The organism is Microbacterium sp. C7(2022), from assembly GCF_028823665.1.
GTDB lineage: Bacteria > Actinomycetota > Actinomycetes > Actinomycetales > Microbacteriaceae > Microbacterium.
Genome location: NZ_JAPEHV010000006.1, coordinates 352,890 through 368,911 on the forward strand (window position 1 = coordinate 352,890; position 16,022 = coordinate 368,911).

Genomic DNA, 16,022 nt, shown 5'->3' on the forward strand with positions numbered 1-16,022 from the left:
GATGGGCGCATGCCCGAGATGCCAGAAGTGCAGGGGCTCGTCGAGTTCCTCCGAGGCGCGATGACCGGGACCACCGTCACCAAGGTTTCGGTCGCCGCCATCGCGGCGCTCAAGACGTATGACCCGGCTGTGAACGCGCTCGAAGGTGCCGAGATCACCGGTGTCGAGCGGCGAGGCAAGTTCGTGGTGGCCGTAGCCCGCAGCACCGATCAGAGTCTGTATCTGGTCTTCCACCTCGCCAAAGCCGGCTGGTTGCGCTGGTACGACCACCTGCCGCAGACCGTCATCCGCCCCGGAAAGACGCCGATCGCGCTGCGCGTCGCCCTCTCGACCGGGGCGGGCTTCGACCTCACCGAAGCAGGGACGAAGAAGTCATCGGCGGTGCATGTTGTGCGCGACACGGGCGATGTCCCGGGGATCGCCCGCCTCGGACCCGATCCCCTCGACGCTTCGTTCACGCGTGCGACTCTCGCGGCACTGTTGTCGGGTCGGCGTACCCAGATCAAAGGCGTGCTGCGCGATCAGAGCGTGGTCGCGGGAATCGGCAATGCGTACTCGGACGAGATCCTGCATGCCGCCAAGATGTCTCCCTACGCCCTCGCTGCGACTCTCACCGATGACGAGATCGATACGCTGTTCGCCGCGATGTCAGCGACGCTCACCGAGGCTGTGACGGCCGTGACCGGGAAGCCCCCGGCAGAACTCAAGGACGCCAAGCGTCGCGGCATGCATGTGCACGGCCGACGCGGGGAAGCGTGCCCGGTGTGCGGCGACACCGTGCGCAGCGTGTTCTTCGCCGACAATTCCCTCGAGTACTGCGCCACGTGTCAGACCGGCGGCAAAATTCTCGCCGACCGCCGATTGTCGCGCCTGCTGAAGTGATCAGTCCTCTGCGCGGGTACCCATAAGTTCGCGTGCATCGTCGTCGACCCAGTCCAGCGACTTAGTGACCGCCTTCTGCCACTGTCGATAGCGGCGCTCGCGTTCGTCCTCGCTCATGCGGGGTTCGAAGCGAGCATCCTCCTGCCAGTGGGCCCGTAGCTCCGCCCGGTCTCGCCAAACGCCGGTGGCAAGGCCTGCGGCATACGCGGCGCCGAGAGCGGTGGTCTCCACGACCTTCGGTCGTACCACGGGGATGCCGAGGATGTCAGCCTGGAACTGCATCAGCGTGTCGTTGCGCGTCATTCCACCGTCCACCCGCAGCTCGTGCAGGGCCAGGTCGGCGTCCGACGAGACGGCCTCGATGACGTCACGCGTCTGGAACGCGGTGGACTCCAGCGCCGCGCGCGCAATGTGGGCCTTGTTGACGTAGCGCGTGAGTCCCACCAGAGCGCCGCGCGCATCGGGGCGCCAATACGGCGCGAACAGGCCCGAGAACGCGGGGACGAAGTACGCTCCCCCGTTGTCGGCGACGGTCGCCGCGAGGGATTCCACCTGCTCAGATCGATCGATGATGCCCAGATTGTCGCGCAGCCATTGCACGAGAGAGCCTGTCACGGCGATCGAGCCCTCCAGCGCATAGTGCGCCGGCTCGTCACCGCAGCGGTACGCCACGGTCGTGATCAGTCCGCTGTTGGAGCGCACGATCTCGGTACCCGTTCCCACCAGCAAGAAGTTGCCCGTGCCGTACGTGTTCTTCGATTCGCCGGCGTCGAACGCCGCCTGCCCGAACGTCGCCGCCTGCTGGTCGCCCAGGATCCCGGCGATCGGCACGCCCGTTGCGACACCCGGCAGTTGCGTCTCGCCAACGACGCCACTGGATGAGGTGATCGTCGGCATCATCGCCCTCGGAATGTTCCACACGCCGAGCAGTTCGTCATCCCAGTCCAGCGTTTGCAAGTCCATCAACAGCGTCCGGCTGGCATTGGTGACGTCGGTGATGTGGATGCCACCACGACTGCCACCGGTCAGGTTCCAGATCACCCAGGTGTCGGGTGTTCCGAACAGCAGGTCGCCGCGCTCAGCGGCATCCCGAGCCCCCGGCGTGTGCTCGAGGATCCATGCCACCTTCGAGGCCGAGAAGTAGGTGGCCAGGGGCAGCCCCGTCTGCTCAGAGAAGCGGAACGTGCCCTCGCGCGTGCCGCCCGACAACTCGTCAATCCGCGGCTGGGTGCGGGTGTCCTGCCAGACGATGGCGTTGTGCACCGGCCGACCTGTCCGCTTGTCCCACACGATCGCCGTCTCACGCTGATTCGTCACGCCGATTCCGGCGAGGTCGCCCGCGCCGAGTTTCGCCTGCGTGAGCGCCGAGGCGATGACCCATTCGGTGTTGGTCCAGATCTCGACGGCGTCGTGCTCGACCCAGCCTGCACGCGGCAGGATCTGCTCGTGCTCGCGCTGCGCGACCGACACGATCGCCCCGCCCGCGTTGAAGACGATGGCGCGGGTCGATGTCGTCCCTTGGTCGATGGCCAACACGTGGTCTGCCACGGGGATCTCCTTTCTCGCGAGCATCCTCGTCTCGCACAGTGCCGCGCGAGCGCGGCCGCGGTCAGACTATCGCTCGCTGTTTCCGGCCGACTCTTCGGCGCTCTCGACGCCGCCGTGCGCCACAGCCGTTGCGGCGGCGTCCAGATTCCGCTCATCCAGCCACGTGGGATCGGCCGCGTGAACCCGTGCGAGCCCCCGCTCGACCTCAGCGTCGATGCGAGCGGCATCCCAGCCGAGCACGTCGGCGACGGATTCGGCCACTTCGATCGCGGTCGCGCGGGTCGCGTGGCCGACGAAAGCGAGGCTCGTGCGGCGCATGAGCAGGTCGTCCAGATGCGCGACGTCCTCCGTGAGGGCGAGGTGCCGCAGCTCGGCCGTGCTGTAGGTCGGCGCGTTCTCGAGGGGCGTGTCGACATCGTCGTTCAGAATCGCGTCGATGACGGATGCCGCCACCGTGCCGTATCGGTCGAGCAACGTGGCCACGCGCGTGTGCGCCATCTCTTCGCTGTAGCGCGCGATCCACTGATGGCGAGCGCGTTCGGTGGTGGGGAACCCGCGCCCGCCCCCGATCGCGACACCCTTCGTGCTCGAGCGTCGCGGGTGATTCAGCACGGCCATCGCGCGGTCGGCGAGGTGCTCGGCCGAGGCGCGGAAGGTCGTCCACTTGCCACCGACCAGGCTCAGCACGGTCGCGTCGCCTCCGGTGAGTGGCTCCGCCTCGATGCGGTAGTCCCTCGAGACAAAGCCCGGCGCAAGATCGCCATGACCGGGCAGCGGACGCACACCGGCGAACCGGTAGACGATCTGCGAGCGATCGACCGCGATAGCCGGCAGCACCTGCGAGATCAGACCGATGAAGTAGTCCACTTCGTCTTCGGTGCACACCGCGCGCGTGGCCATGTCGTGTTCAAGATCGCTGGTGCCCACGAGCACGCGACCCTTGAGCGGGTAGATCAGCACGATGCGGCCGTCTTTGTTCTCGAAGAACAGTTCGCGCCCGCCCGTTGCCGCAAGCAGCTCGGGGTGATCCAGCACGATGTGCGAGCCCTTGGTGCCGCCCATGTAGCGTGTCGGGTCGCCCAGCGCCTGATTGGTGAGATCCGTCCAGGGCCCCGACGCGTTGATAATCACGGATGCCGCAAACGGGCGCTCTTCACCGGTCACCATGTCGCGCAGCAGCACGCGGCCGCCCTCCGTCCCGACGGCCGCGAGGTAGTTCGCGGCCCGCGCACGGTCGCCACCGGCCCTGCGCCCGTCGTCAAGGATGTCGATGGCGAGGCGCTCAGGGTCGTGTAGCGAAGCATCCCAGTAGGTCGCGGTGTACTTCACATCCGGGTGCAGGTCGGGCAGCTCGCGCTTGGTCCGGGTGCGCCCATGGAATGTGTGCCGAGGAACCGAGCCGCCGCCCCGCGAGAAGGAGTCGTAGATCACCAGGCCGATCTTGATCAGCGCGGCCCCGCGCTCGCGGTGCGCTCCGGCGCCGTGCCGCAGGAATCGTAGCGGCGCGCTCAAGATCCCGGAGAACGTGGAGAAGATCGGGATGGTCGTCTGAAGCGGCCGCACGAAGTGCGGCGCGATCTTCAGCAGTGAGTTGCGTTCGGTGACCGCCTCGTGCACGAGACGAAACTCGCCGTTTTCGAGGTAGCGGATGCCGCCGTGGATCATGTGCGACGACGCAGCGGACGCGCCGCTGATGAAATCGTCACGCTCCACGAGGGCTACGTCGATGCCTTGCATCGCCAGGTCGCGGAAGGTCGCGAGTCCGTTGATCCCCCCACCCACGATGAGGACGTCCGCGTAGGGCCGGGCGACGATTGCCTCGCGGTCGTTGCGGCGGTCTTCTGCGTCGGTCATGATGCTCCCCTCGTCGCCCTGGCGCACCGTGCGCACCGTGGCGTGCACCCATCATGACATCGCTGGGTAATGTTGCAGACCGTCTGCACATATGTGCACACTAACCCCATGGATGAGTCATCCGACAGCCCGAGCATCGAACGAACGCTCACCGCATCGCACCTCTACTACGTGCAGAACCGGACCATGGATGCCATCGCCCGCGAACTCGGAACCTCGCGCTCCACGGTGTCGCGCCTGCTGTCTCATGCCCGCGCGACGGGGATCGTCGACATCCGCATTCGCTCTCCGTTCGAGGGCCCGCGGCTGCTCGAGGAACGCCTTGCGGCGCGCTTCGGCATCGTGGGGCACGTCGTGCCGGTCCCCGACGACGCCCACGAGGTCGAACGGCTGGAGCGCGTTGCCGTCGCCGCCGCCCACCTGCTGCACGATCTCGTGCACTCCAACCTCACCATCGGCGTGGCGTGGGGTTCCACAACCGCCGAAGTGAGTCGTCGCCTGGCACCGAAGCAGGTGCACAACACGACATTCGTGCAACTCAACGGGTCGGGGAACACCCACACCACGGGCCTTCTGTATGCCAGCGAGATCCTGAGCCGGTTCGCGCGAGCCTATGGCGGGAGCGCTCAGCAGTTTCCCGTGCCGGCGTTCTTCGATGACCCGCTGACCAAGCAGGCGATGTGGCGCGAGCGCAGCACGCGCCGGATCCTCTCGATGCAGGCAGCGATGGATCTGGTTGTTTTCAGCACCGGATCTGCCGGTTCTCGCGTTCCCTCGCACGTCTACTCGGGCGGCTACCTCGAGCCGAGCGACCTGGCGGCCCTCGATGCGGAGGGTGTCGTGGGCGATGTTGCGACCGTCTTCTTCCGCGCCGATGGATCCAGCGACGGGATAGCCCTGAACGAACGCGCGACCGGCCCGCACTTCGACGTCTTGCGCCGTGCCGCGCGGCGGGTATGCGTCGTCTCGGGGGTGTCGAAGCTCGTCAGCCTCCGTGGCGCTCTGGCCGCGAATCTCGCGACCGACCTCGTCATCGACGAAGCCACAGCACGCGCGCTGGTCGACTGATCACGCCCGGCGACTTGGGAATGAAAACGCCCAAGTGTCGTTGAGTAGACTCGTGAGCAGAAATACGTGCTCCGGGGTCGGTGAGAATCCGAACCGGCGGTGACAGTCCGCGAACCACAGCATCCGCATCCGATCGATGCCGCTGTGGCCGATCCGGTGGAATTCCGGAACCGACGGTGATGCGAGGGAAGCCTCGCGAGTCCGGAAGGGAGGCAGCACGGCGGTGCTTCGCGCATCGCGTGTGGTGTCATTCCCTACCTTGGAGCAACAGGTAGACGGGAAAGAGAATGGCGATCACCGACATCGAGCGCGACGCGATGCGTCGCGCGGTGCGTGTCGCGCACAACGGTCCGCGGGGTGTCAACCCGCAGGTCGGTGCGGTGATCCTGTCCCCCGCAGGCGACGTCCTGGCCGAAGGCTGGCATCGCGGCGCCGGAACTCCTCACGCAGAAGTCGATGCCCTGTCGAAGCTCACGGGCGACGCCGCACGCGGCGCTACCGCCGTGGTGACCCTCGAGCCCTGCAACCACACCGGCCGCACCGGCCCGTGCGCCGAGGCGCTGATCGATGCCGGTGTCGCGCGCGTCGTGTACGCGATCGCCGACCCGGGCGAGCGTTCCGCTGGCGGCGGCGAGCGCCTGCGCGCGGCCGGCGTCGATGTCGTCGCAGAAACCAACGACCCCGGCGCACGGGACCTTCTGGAATCGTGGCTCACCGTCCAGCAACTGGGACGCCCACACGTCACCGTCAAGTGGGCTCAGAGCCTGGATGGCCGTGCCGCGGCATCCGATGGAACGAGCCAGTGGATCACCGGCCCGCACGCCCGCGCCGATGTGCATCACCGTCGTGCGCTCGCCGATGCGATCGTCGCCGGCACGGGCACGATCCTTGCCGACGACCCGGCGCTCACCGCACGCCTCTCCGACGGCTCGCTGGCCACCGACCAGCCGATCCCCGTCGTGATCGGCGAGCGCGAGGTGCCCGAGAACGCACAGGTGCGTACCCACCCTTGCGCGATGCTGCAGTACGGCCGCGACCTGCACGCCGCTCTGACCGATCTGCGCGAGCGTGGGGTCCACCGAGTGTTCGTCGAGGGTGGGCCGACGGTCGCCAGCGCCTTCCTTGCCGCCGACCTCGCCGACGAGGTCCTCGTGTACATCGCGCCCATGCTTCTCGGGGGCGACCGAGTGGCGATCGGCGACCTCGGCGTGTCGACGATCACCGAAGCACGGCGCCTGCACCTGGCATCCATCGAACGACTCGGCGACGACGCCCTAATCGTGTTGCACCCCCTCGACGAAAGCGAGACGTGATGTTCACCGGAATCGTGGAAGAAATCGGCACCGTGACGGAGGTCACCCCGTCCGGCGACGGCGTACGCGTGACCGTGCGCGCCCCGCGGGCGGTGTCGGATGCCGCGCACGGCGACTCTATTTCGGTGAGCGGCGTCTGCCTCACCGTTGTCGCACAAGATGAGATCAGCTTCACCGCCGACGTCATGCGCCAGACGCTCGAGATGTCGACGCTCGTGGGAGTCGCCGCGGGCCGTCCCGTCAACATCGAGCGTGCGACGGCGGCGCACGGCCGCCTCGGCGGACACATCGTGCAGGGCCACATCGATGGCACCGGCGAGGTGCTCGAGGTGCGGCCGGGCGCACAGTGGCGAGTGATCCGCATCGGATTGTCGGCCTCGCTCGCACCGCTCGTGGTCGACAAGGGTTCCATCGCCGTCGATGGCGTGTCGCTCACGGTGAGCGCCGCCAGTGCTCCCGACGCCGCCGAACACTGGTTCGAGGTGTCCCTCATCCCCGAGACCTTGGAAGCCACCACTCTCGGGGCACGCGTCGTCGGCGACGCGGTGAACCTCGAGACCGACATCTTGGCGCGCCATGTGCAGCGCCTGATCGCATTCGCGCCCGCCGAGAGCATTCCCGGCACTCTGAAAGAAGGGGGCTCACGATGAGCCTTGCCCGTATCCCCGACGCCCTCGACGCCCTGCGCGCCGGGCGTCCCATCATCGTCGCCGACGATGAGAACCGCGAGAACGAGGGCGACGTCATCCTGTCGGCCCAGCTCGCCACCCCCGAGTGGATCGCGTGGACAGTCCGGTGGTCGAGCGGCTTCATCTGCGCGCCGATGCCGGCCGACTGGGCAGACCGGCTCGACCTGCCGCCGATGGTCGAGACGAACCAAGACGCGCGCGGCACGGCGTACACCGTCAGCGTCGACGCCGCCGACCGCGTGTCGACGGGAATCAGCGCATCTGACCGCGCGCACACCCTGAATGTGCTCGCGAACCCGGCGTCGACCCCCACAAGCGTGATCCGCCCGGGCCACATCCTGCCCCTGCGTGCGGTCGACGGCGGCGTGCGCGAGCGCGGCGGGCACACCGAAGCTGCGGTTGAGCTCATGCGTCTGGCAGGGCTCGAGCCCGTCGGCGCGATCGCCGAGGTCGTGGCCGAAGACGGATCGATGATGCGGATGCCGGGGCTCCTCGAACTCGGAGAACGTGACGACGTCCCGGTCATCACGATCGAGCAGCTGATCGCCTATCTCAACGAGGTCGACCCCGTCGAAAGCACGCCCGCCGCGGCACACCGGCGTCGTGTCAGCCTGCGCGCCGAAGCCAACGTGCCGACGTCGCACGGCGAGTTCCGCTTTTTGGCGTACAAGGATCGCATCACCGGTACTGACCACCTCGCCATCGTCGCGGGCGAGCTGGACGACAACCCGCCGCTCGTGCGCGTGCACTCCGAGTGCCTCACGGGCGAAGCGTTCGACTCGCTCAAGTGCGAGTGCGGCCCCCAGTTGGATGCCGCGCTCGACGCCATCGCCACCCAGGGCGGCGTTGTGATCTACATGCGCGGCCACGAGGGCCGCGGTATCGGCCTCATCAACAAGCTGCGCGCCTACAGCCTGCAAGAACGAGGCCTCGACACCGTCGATGCGAACCTGGCTCTAGGGCTGCCGGCAGACGCGCGCGACTACGCCGCCGCAGCCGGCATCCTCGCTGACCTGGGCGTGGACGAACTGCGCCTGCTCACCAACAACACCGACAAGGTCGCGCAGCTGCGCGAGTTCGGCATCGGCATCGTCGAGCAGGTTCCGCTGCTGGTCGGGGTCGGCCCCAACAACCACCAGTACCTCGCGACCAAGCGTGATCGAATGGGACACATCATCGACGAAGGCGATCTCGCCGACGCCGTGGCACAGATGCACGAAGGAGCAGACAAGTGAGCGGTACCGGAGCCCCGCGCCCCGACGAAACACCCGATGCCCGCGGCCTCAACGTGATCGTGATCGCGGGAACGTGGCACGACGTCATCACCGACGGACTGATCGCCGGGGCCGAGCGTGCCTTGTCGCAGTTCGGCGCGACCTATCGGGTCGAGCGCGTTCCCGGTTCGTTCGAGCTCCCCGTTGCGGCGAAGGCGGCGCTCGAGGCCGGTGCCGACGCCGTCGTGGCGCTCGGCGTCATCATCCGCGGTGGCACGCCCCACTTCGAGTTCGTCTCCTCCGCGGCCACCGACGGCCTCACGCGCGTCGCGCTCGACACCGGCAAGCCTGTCGGGTTCGGCGTGCTCACTCTCGACGACGAGCAGCAGGGCCTCGATCGCGCAGGCCTGGAGCACTCGAAAGAAGACAAGGGGTTCGAAGCAGCGGATGCCGCGGTGCGCACCGCACTGCTCCTTCGCGCGCTGCGCTCCTGAACCTGATTCGTATCAGTCACGTTCGACAGGGACCCCACGGGGTACCAGACCAATCGCGCGCAGATCGAGCTTTCCGATGCATCGGGCAATCGGTGTGAGGCAGACCTTGCTGGCGCACCGGGAGAATTCCGCCTACCGTGACGATCATGGAGATCCTGCGTCACGTCGTGCTGTTCATTCACCTCATCGGCTTCGCCGTGCTGTTCGGCGCATGGGCCGTCGAACTATTCAACGGCCGTCGCGGAATCACCCGCCTGATGAGCTATGGCCTGCTCATCGCCGGTGTCGCCGGTCTCGCCCTCGCCGCCCCGTGGGGCATCGAGTACGACCTGAACTACGCCAAGATCGGCACCAAACTCGTCATCCTGGTGGCGATCGGCGCACTCCTCGGCATCGGAAGCGGCCGCCAGCGCAAGTCGGGCGCCGTTCCGCCCGCGATCTTCTGGCTGATCGGCATCCTCACCGCCGCCAACGCCGCAATCGCCACAATCTGGCGCTAACGTCCTCTCGTTTTCGATCGGATGCCACGCCCGCGCAGTCTGCGGGGCGTGGCATCCGTCATTATCCGAGGAAGAGGGCGCGCAGGCGCTTGGTCGTGAAGACCAGCCCGACCGCGATCATGACGACGTAGTAGAGGACGTGCCACAGCATGTCGGGGCTGAGCGCCCCGGTCGTGAGGCCCCGCACCAGTTCGACGCCGTGCCACAGCGGGAAGGCTTGCACGAGCCACTGGATCGGCTCGGGGTACACGGTGATCGGGTACAGCGTGGCCGAGAAGAGGAACATCGGCAGGAGCACGAAGTTGATCCAGTCCATGTGCTGGAACGCCTTCATGTAACTCGTCACCGCCATCCCCACGCTGGCGAAGCCGAACGCGATGAGCATGACCGCGGGAAGGGCGAGGATCGCGGTCCACGCCAGGTTGAGGCCGGCGAACTGCATGATCACCATGAAACCGGTCGCATAGAGCAGGCCGCGCAGAAGCGCGTAGAGGATCTCGCCGAGCGCCACATCGAGCGGGCCGAGCGAGGTCGCGAGCATCCCCTCGTAGAGCTTGCCGTAGTTGAGCTTGAAGAACACGTTCCACGTCGAGTCGTAGATCGCACCGTTCATCGCTGAGACGGCGAGCAACGCCGGAGCGATGAAGGCGGCGTACGACACCTCCAAGCCAGACGAGGTTTCGACGTCGCCGATGAGCGCGCCCAGGCCAATGCCCATCGAGGCGAGGTAGAACACCGGCTCGAAGAAGCCCGAGAGCACGACGACCCAGCTCGACGAGCGCGCCGCGATGAGCCCGCGTTGCACGACAGCCCATGGGTTCCCCGCCCACAGCGCACGCACGCCACCGGCGCGGCGAGGGGTGTCGATGACGACAGCTTCGGCGCTCATTTGGCCAGCCTCCGCTCGAACAGACGGCGCCCGATCAGGTAGCCGGCGACCGTGAGCACGATGAGGTACCCCAGATGGATCGCAATCATGAGGGGGCTGAGCGGCCGCCCATAAGTCAGCATCCGCCCGAGTTCACTCGCGTGCCACAGCGGCGAGATCCAGCCGATCCACTGCAGCCACAGCGGCAGCGTGACCAGCGGGTAGAACGTGCCCGAAAACAGGAACATCGGCATGAAGATGAAGCGCTGCACGAGAGCGAACTGGCCCTTGTCGTCTTCGATCGATGCGGCGTATGCCATGAGCGGCACGCCGAATGCCAGGCCCGCGAGCATCGCGACGAGGATCGTGAGCAGCCCGGACGCCCCCTGCGGGATGGCACCGAACAGGTACAGGAAGGCGGTGTACGCGACGGCGACGACCGCCATGCGCGCCGCCGCGCCAAACGTCACGCCCGTCGCGATCTGCCCGCTCGACAGCGGCGACGCACTGAACCCGAAGAAGTAGCGGCGCCATTTGAACCCCGACATCACCGGGTAGGTGAACTCCTCACTGGCGACGGAGATCGTTGCCGTCATGAGGAGTGCAGGTGCGACGAACACGAGGTACGACACCTCCATGCCGCCGTCCGACACCGGCGCATCGATAAGCGCAGCAAGCCCCACCGCCAAGCCGAGCAAGTAGAGGATCGGCTGACCGAGCGCGCCGACGATGATCGTCCACCCGTAGGCGCGCATCGCGCGCACCATGTGTTCGGTGACGTACCAGGCGCCGCGTCGCCGCGGGGCACGTCCCCATTCGAGGGCTTCCTGACGAAGCTGATCGAGGGACGGGTGCTCGATGACTGTGGGCTCGCTCATTCGATCAGCGACCTTCCGGTGAGCCGGAGGAACACGTCTTCCAGGCTCGAGCGGCGGACCAGACTCGTGATCGGCGTAAGACCGCGAGCCGTCAGCTCTTCGAGCGCGTGCTCGCCGTCCTGGGTATACACCAGGACCCGGTCGGGCAAGACCTCGACGCGGTCGCCGAGCCCCTGCAACTGCTCTGCCGCCTGGCTGTTGCGATCCGAGCCGAAGCGCACCTCGAGCACCTCACGGCTCGAGTGCTCACGGATGAGCGAGGATGGCGTGCCCTCGGCCATGATCTTGCCCTTGTCGACCACGATGAGGCGGTCGCACAGTTGCTCGGCCTCATCCATGTAGTGGGTCGTGAGCACAAGCGTCGTCCCCCGCTCCTTGAGCCGGAACAGCCTGTCCCACAGCACGTGGCGCGCTTGCGGATCAAGCCCGGTCGTTGGCTCATCGAGCAACAGGATGCGCGGGTCGTTGATGAGGCCGCGCGCGATCGTGAGGCGTCGCTTCATGCCGCCCGAGAGCTGGTCGACCTTGTTTTTCGCCTTGTCTTCGAGCTGCGCAAACGCCAGCAGCTCGTCCGCCTTCTCGGCGCAAACCTTGCCGGGCAACCCGAAATAGCGGCCGTAGATGTAGAGGTTCTCTCGGGCGTTGAGTTCACCGTCGAGGTTGTCTTGCTGCGGCACGACCCCCAGGCGCGACCGGATCTCGGGGCCGTAGGCGTCGGGGTCGAGGCCGAGGATGCTGAGATTCCCGCTCGTGCGCGTCGACACCGCGCCGATCATCTTCATCGTCGTCGACTTACCGGCGCCGTTGGGCCCGAGGAGGCCGAACGACTCCCCCGGGGCTACCTCGAACGAAAGGTCGTCAACCGCGACGAAGTCGGGCTTGCCCTTGACCGGATAGGTCTTGACGAGATGATGGGCGGCGATCACAGGTTCAGGCACCGCACTACTGTAATTCCCCGCTCCGACATCCGCGCCATATTCTGGATGCCGGAGCGAGGACCCGACGAGAGGCGACCATGAGCGACGAGACCACACCGGCGCGCCCCGTACCCGAGTTCGGCCGCAAGAACGATCGCGCCATGCCGGCCGATCCCAGCCCCACACGCCGCCTGCTGATGATGTCAGTCCCGGCGCTGCTCGTCGGAATCGGCAGCGCACTGAGCTTGGTCATCCTCGACCTCCTCGCCGAGGGCCTCGATCATGTGCTGTGGGATCTGCTGCCCGAATCGATCGGCTTCGAACCGATGGTGTGGTGGTGGGTGATCGCCGTCCTCACGGTGGCCGGCTTCGCAACGGGTCTGCTCGTGCGCTTCGCACCCGGCCACGCGGGCCCCGACCCCGCCACAGAGTCTTTCTTCCCCCACCCCGAAAAGCTCTCGGTGGTGCCCGGCCTCGCCGCTGCGGCGATCATCACCCTGGCCACCGGTGTCAGCCTCGGCCCCGAAGCCCCGATCATCACCATCAACGTCGCGCTGGCCGTGTGGGTGTTCACCAAGGTTCTCCCCCAGGTACCCACGCAACTGGTCGTGCTGATGGTCGTCACCGGAACCTTCGGAGCACTCTTCGGCTCGCCGATCGGCGCTGCCCTGCTCGCGACGTCGGTCGCGGCATCCGTCGCCAGTAAAGAGTTGCTGTGGGACCGCCTGTTCCTGCCGTTGGCGTCCGCTGCATCTGGGTCGATTGTCATGATGCTGCTGAGCAGTCACTCGATGTCGTTGGACGTGCCCGAGTCCGAGATGAACGTCTTGGTGCACCTCGGTGTCGGTGTCGTCGTGCTTGCGCTGGGAATCGGTGTCGGTCTCGTGTTGCTGGGCATCTTCCCCACTGTGCACCGCCTGTTCCACCGCTGGCGCGGGCCCGTTCTTCCGCTCACGATCGCCGGCCTCATGTTGGGTGTGCTCGGCGCGATCGGCGGCGAAGTGACCATGTTCAAAGGCCTGTCGCAGATGCAGGAGCTCGTGGCCGAGGCTGACAACCTCACGCCGTGGCAACTCGCCGGCATCGTGTTGATCAAGGTCGCCGCGCTCGCGATCGCCGGTGCCGCCGGGTTCCGTGGTGGCCGCGTGTTCCCCACCGTCTTCATCGGCGCCGCGATCGGCATTCTTGCGTACGCCGTCTTCCCCGAGATCCCGCTCGCGACGGCGATCGGTGCCGGCGTGCTCGGCATCTGTTTGGTCGTCGTGCGCGACGGGTGGCTGTCACTGTTCATCGCGGGGGTCGTCGTCGGCGACGCGACTCTCATTCCCATCCTCTGCATGCTGGTGCTGCCGGGATGGCTGGCGGTCGCTCGCCTTCCGCAGATGCGGATCACGCCGCCGGCTGTGGCTGCCGCGGCATCCTCTGAGCCCTCCAAGCCTTCTGCGCCGCCTGCGCCATCTGGGCCCACCGAGCCTTCGGCGCCCTCGGGCCCCTCGAACCCCGCATGAGCACCGGGTAGGCCTGCTCGCGCCTCTCGCTTGTGCGCCCCGGGCTACCCCACCCCACTCCCTCACTCCTCCACGAAGCAGGTCTTGCAGTGTCCTCCCCCGCCCCCTCGTCGTCACTCTCGTCTTCGGCCACGCGCCCCGCACGCCCGGCGCGCGGCCGCCGCCGCACGCCCGAGGGGCCCCGGGCGAAGTTCCGGCAACTCCTGCCGTATTTGAGCGAACACCGCGGAGTCCTCGTGGCGGTCGCGATCCTCAGCGTCATCGGCGCCGTCGCGACGCTGGCGCAGCCCCTGCTCGTGGGCCAGGTGATCACGCTCGTGCAAGAAGGCGAGCCGCTCGGAGCACTCGCGTGGGGAATCGCGGCGCTCGTCGTCATCGCCTCGCTCATCTCGGGGTACCAGCACTACCTGTTGCAGCGCACGGGTACGGCCGTCGTTCTCTCGAGCCGCCGGCGACTCATCGCCCGCATCCTGCACTTGCCGATCCGCGAGTTCGACTCGCGCCGCACCGGCGATCTCGTCTCACGCGTCGGGACGGACACCACCCTGCTCTACGCCGTGCTGACGCAAGGACTCGCGGATGCCGTCGGCAACGGCCTCATCTTCCTCGGCGCTCTGGTGGCGATGCTGCTGATCGACCCGTTGCTCTTGCTGTTGATCACCGTTGTGATCGCCGTGTCGGTGGGGGTTGTCGTCATCATTAGTGGCGGCATCCGGCGCGCCACCGAGGTGCAGCAGACAAAGGTCGGCGAACTCGCCTCCAGCGTCGAGCGTGCCGTCGGTTCGATTCGGACGATCCGCGCCTCCGGCGCCGGCGAGCGTGAGCGCGAGGCGATCACCGCCACGGCGACCGAGGCGTACGACGCCGGCGTGAAGGTCGCCAAGGCATCGGCGCTTGTCGTGCCCATCGCGGGCGTCGCGCTTCAACTTTCGTTGTTGGCGGTGCTCGGAATCGGCGGGTTCCGCGTAGCATCCGGAGCCATCACCATCGCGAGCCTCGTCACGTTCGTGATGTTCTTGTTCTTCCTCATCCAGCCCCTGGCCACATTCTTCGGCGCTATCACGTCGGTGAACCAAGCCCTCGGCGCGCTGGGACGCATTCAAGAGATCCTCGATCTGCCCACCGAAACGCAAGACGATGCAGCGATCGCGGCGGCGGTGCTGGCCGGCAACGCTGGTACGGGTGACGCCGCTGGTGCGAGTGACATGGCTGGTGCGAGCGACGCGGCTGGTGCGGGTGCGCCGGGCCCTGTGGCCGCCGATACCTCCGATACCGCGGATGCAGAGCCCGCCGTCGCGCTGGAGTTCCGCGACGTGCGCTTCGCCTACCCGTCGTCCGTCGTCGACGCGCGCGCTCGGGCCACCTCTGAGGCACTCGCTCTGCTCGAGAGCGCTCACGTGCCACCCTCCACGCTCACAGCGAGCGCCGAGGCCGGTGATGTCCGCCCCGACGAGACCACCCGCCCCGAGGCCGCCGACGCCGACGAGGTCCTGCGTGGTGTCTCGTTCCGCGTGCCTCGCGGCGCCCGAGTCGCCCTGGTGGGGCCGTCCGGCGCGGGGAAGAGCACGACGCTCTCCCTGATCGAGCGCTTTTACGATCCCACGGGTGGCGCAATCCTCCTCAACGGAGCCGACGTTCGCACGATCGACCGCGACAACCTGCGCGCACAGCTCGGCTACGTCGAGCAGGATGCCCCCACGCTCGCGGGTACCCTCGCCGACAATCTGCGGCTGGCTTCGCCAGGGGCATCCGATCACGAGTGCGAGCAGGTGCTGCGAGCCGTGAATCTCGGCGATGTGCTCGACCGCAGTGAGCTCGGGCTGGATGCTCCGGTCGGCGAATCGGGCGTGAGGCTGTCGGGCGGCGAGCGTCAGCGGTTGGCGATCGCCCGCGCGCTGCTGGCAGCGCCCCCGATCCTGCTGCTCGACGAGTCGACGTCGTCACTCGATGGCCTGAACGAGCAGCGTATGCGCGAAGCGATCGACGCCGTCGCCGCCGGCCGGACGTTGATCGTGATCGCTCACCGCCTGTCGACGGTCGTCGACAGCGACCTGATCGTCGTGCTCGACCGTGGCCGTGTGGTGGGCCAAGGCACGCACTCCGAGCTGGTGGCATCGACGCCGCTGTACCGCGACCTGGCGAAGCACCAGCTGCTCGTCTGAGCGCCGCGCTGGCGGCGCCATCCCGGCCCCGCCAGCGCCTGGGCCACCCGGCCGCAGCTCGCTCCGTGCGCCCGCTCCGCCCCCTCTGCCCCGCCCGCTCCGCCCGCCCGCTCCGCCCGCTCCGCCC

The 16,022-nt window shown here is 67.5% G+C and carries 14 protein-coding genes; 9 read left to right on the forward strand and 5 right to left on the reverse strand.

The features are described 5' to 3' along the window. The first annotated feature begins 9 nt into the window (after nucleotides 1–9). Nucleotides 10–882, forward strand: coding sequence for an Fpg/Nei family DNA glycosylase (locus ON062_RS12000; protein WP_274647370.1), 873 nt, complete (start codon nucleotides 10–12; stop codon nucleotides 880–882). Here ON062_RS12000 and glpK read toward each other — a convergent pair whose 3' ends face one another. After that, a complete protein-coding gene (gene glpK / locus ON062_RS12005) occupies nucleotides 883–2,430 on the reverse strand; it encodes a glycerol kinase GlpK (RefSeq protein WP_274647371.1) in 1,548 nt (515 codons plus the stop codon). Between the two features lie 66 nt (nucleotides 2,431–2,496). Continuing rightward, nucleotides 2,497–4,284, reverse strand: coding sequence for a glycerol-3-phosphate dehydrogenase/oxidase (locus ON062_RS12010; RefSeq protein ID WP_274647372.1), 1,788 nt, complete (start codon nucleotides 4,282–4,284; stop codon nucleotides 2,497–2,499). Between the two features lie 108 nt (nucleotides 4,285–4,392). Between ON062_RS12010 and ON062_RS12015 the strand changes: the two genes are divergently transcribed. The 6 genes from ON062_RS12015 (at nucleotide 4,393) to ON062_RS12040 (ending at nucleotide 9,562) form a co-directional block, all read left to right on the forward strand. Further along, nucleotides 4,393–5,352, forward strand: a complete 960-nt coding sequence (locus ON062_RS12015) for a sugar-binding transcriptional regulator (protein ID WP_274647373.1) — start codon at nucleotides 4,393–4,395, stop codon at nucleotides 5,350–5,352. Between the two features lie 287 nt (nucleotides 5,353–5,639). Then, a complete protein-coding gene (ribD, locus tag ON062_RS12020) occupies nucleotides 5,640–6,665 on the forward strand; it encodes a bifunctional diaminohydroxyphosphoribosylaminopyrimidine deaminase/5-amino-6-(5-phosphoribosylamino)uracil reductase RibD (protein ID WP_274647374.1) in 1,026 nt (341 codons plus the stop codon). Further along, a complete protein-coding gene (locus ON062_RS12025; RefSeq protein WP_274647375.1) occupies nucleotides 6,665–7,315 on the forward strand; it encodes a riboflavin synthase in 651 nt (216 codons plus the stop codon). Before ribD ends, ON062_RS12025 begins: the two co-directional genes overlap by 1 nt. Next, on the forward strand, nucleotides 7,312–8,589 hold the full coding sequence (ribA, locus tag ON062_RS12030) for a GTP cyclohydrolase II (RefSeq protein ID WP_274647376.1): 1,278 nt from the start codon (nucleotides 7,312–7,314) through the stop codon (nucleotides 8,587–8,589). Before ON062_RS12025 ends, ribA begins: the two co-directional genes overlap by 4 nt. Continuing rightward, nucleotides 8,586–9,062: a 6,7-dimethyl-8-ribityllumazine synthase gene (gene ribH, locus ON062_RS12035; RefSeq protein WP_274647377.1), complete on the forward strand. Its 477-nt coding sequence runs from the start codon at nucleotides 8,586–8,588 to the stop codon at nucleotides 9,060–9,062. The genes ribA and ribH overlap by 4 nt, the downstream gene beginning before the upstream one ends. 146 nt (nucleotides 9,063–9,208) lie before the next feature. Next, complete coding sequence (locus ON062_RS12040; RefSeq protein ID WP_274647378.1) at nucleotides 9,209–9,562, forward strand: Fe-S protein; 354 nt, start codon at nucleotides 9,209–9,211, stop codon at nucleotides 9,560–9,562. Between the two features lie 61 nt (nucleotides 9,563–9,623). Here ON062_RS12040 and ON062_RS12045 read toward each other — a convergent pair whose 3' ends face one another. Genes ON062_RS12045 through ON062_RS12055 form a run of 3 tightly spaced genes read right to left on the reverse strand, consistent with a single transcriptional unit; the run spans nucleotide 9,624 to nucleotide 12,246 of the window. Then, entirely contained in the window at nucleotides 9,624–10,451 is an 828-nt protein-coding gene (locus ON062_RS12045) for an ABC transporter permease (RefSeq protein ID WP_274647379.1), read from the reverse strand. Beyond that, a complete protein-coding gene (locus ON062_RS12050; RefSeq protein ID WP_274647380.1) occupies nucleotides 10,448–11,308 on the reverse strand; it encodes an ABC transporter permease in 861 nt (286 codons plus the stop codon). The genes ON062_RS12045 and ON062_RS12050 overlap by 4 nt, the downstream gene beginning before the upstream one ends. Beyond that, complete coding sequence (locus ON062_RS12055; protein ID WP_274647381.1) at nucleotides 11,305–12,246, reverse strand: ABC transporter ATP-binding protein; 942 nt, start codon at nucleotides 12,244–12,246, stop codon at nucleotides 11,305–11,307. The genes ON062_RS12050 and ON062_RS12055 overlap by 4 nt, the downstream gene beginning before the upstream one ends. Before the next feature lie 77 nt (nucleotides 12,247–12,323). Here ON062_RS12055 and ON062_RS12060 point away from each other — a divergent pair, with 77 nt between their 5' ends. Together ON062_RS12060 and ON062_RS12065 are read left to right on the forward strand one after the other, a co-directional pair. Beyond that, a complete protein-coding gene (locus ON062_RS12060) occupies nucleotides 12,324–13,733 on the forward strand; it encodes an ion channel protein (protein ID WP_274647382.1) in 1,410 nt (469 codons plus the stop codon). Nucleotides 13,734–13,822: 89 nt separating this feature from the next. After that, on the forward strand, nucleotides 13,823–15,895 hold the full coding sequence (locus ON062_RS12065; protein WP_274647383.1) for an ABC transporter ATP-binding protein: 2,073 nt from the start codon (nucleotides 13,823–13,825) through the stop codon (nucleotides 15,893–15,895). Nucleotides 15,896–16,022: the final 127 nt, after the last annotated feature.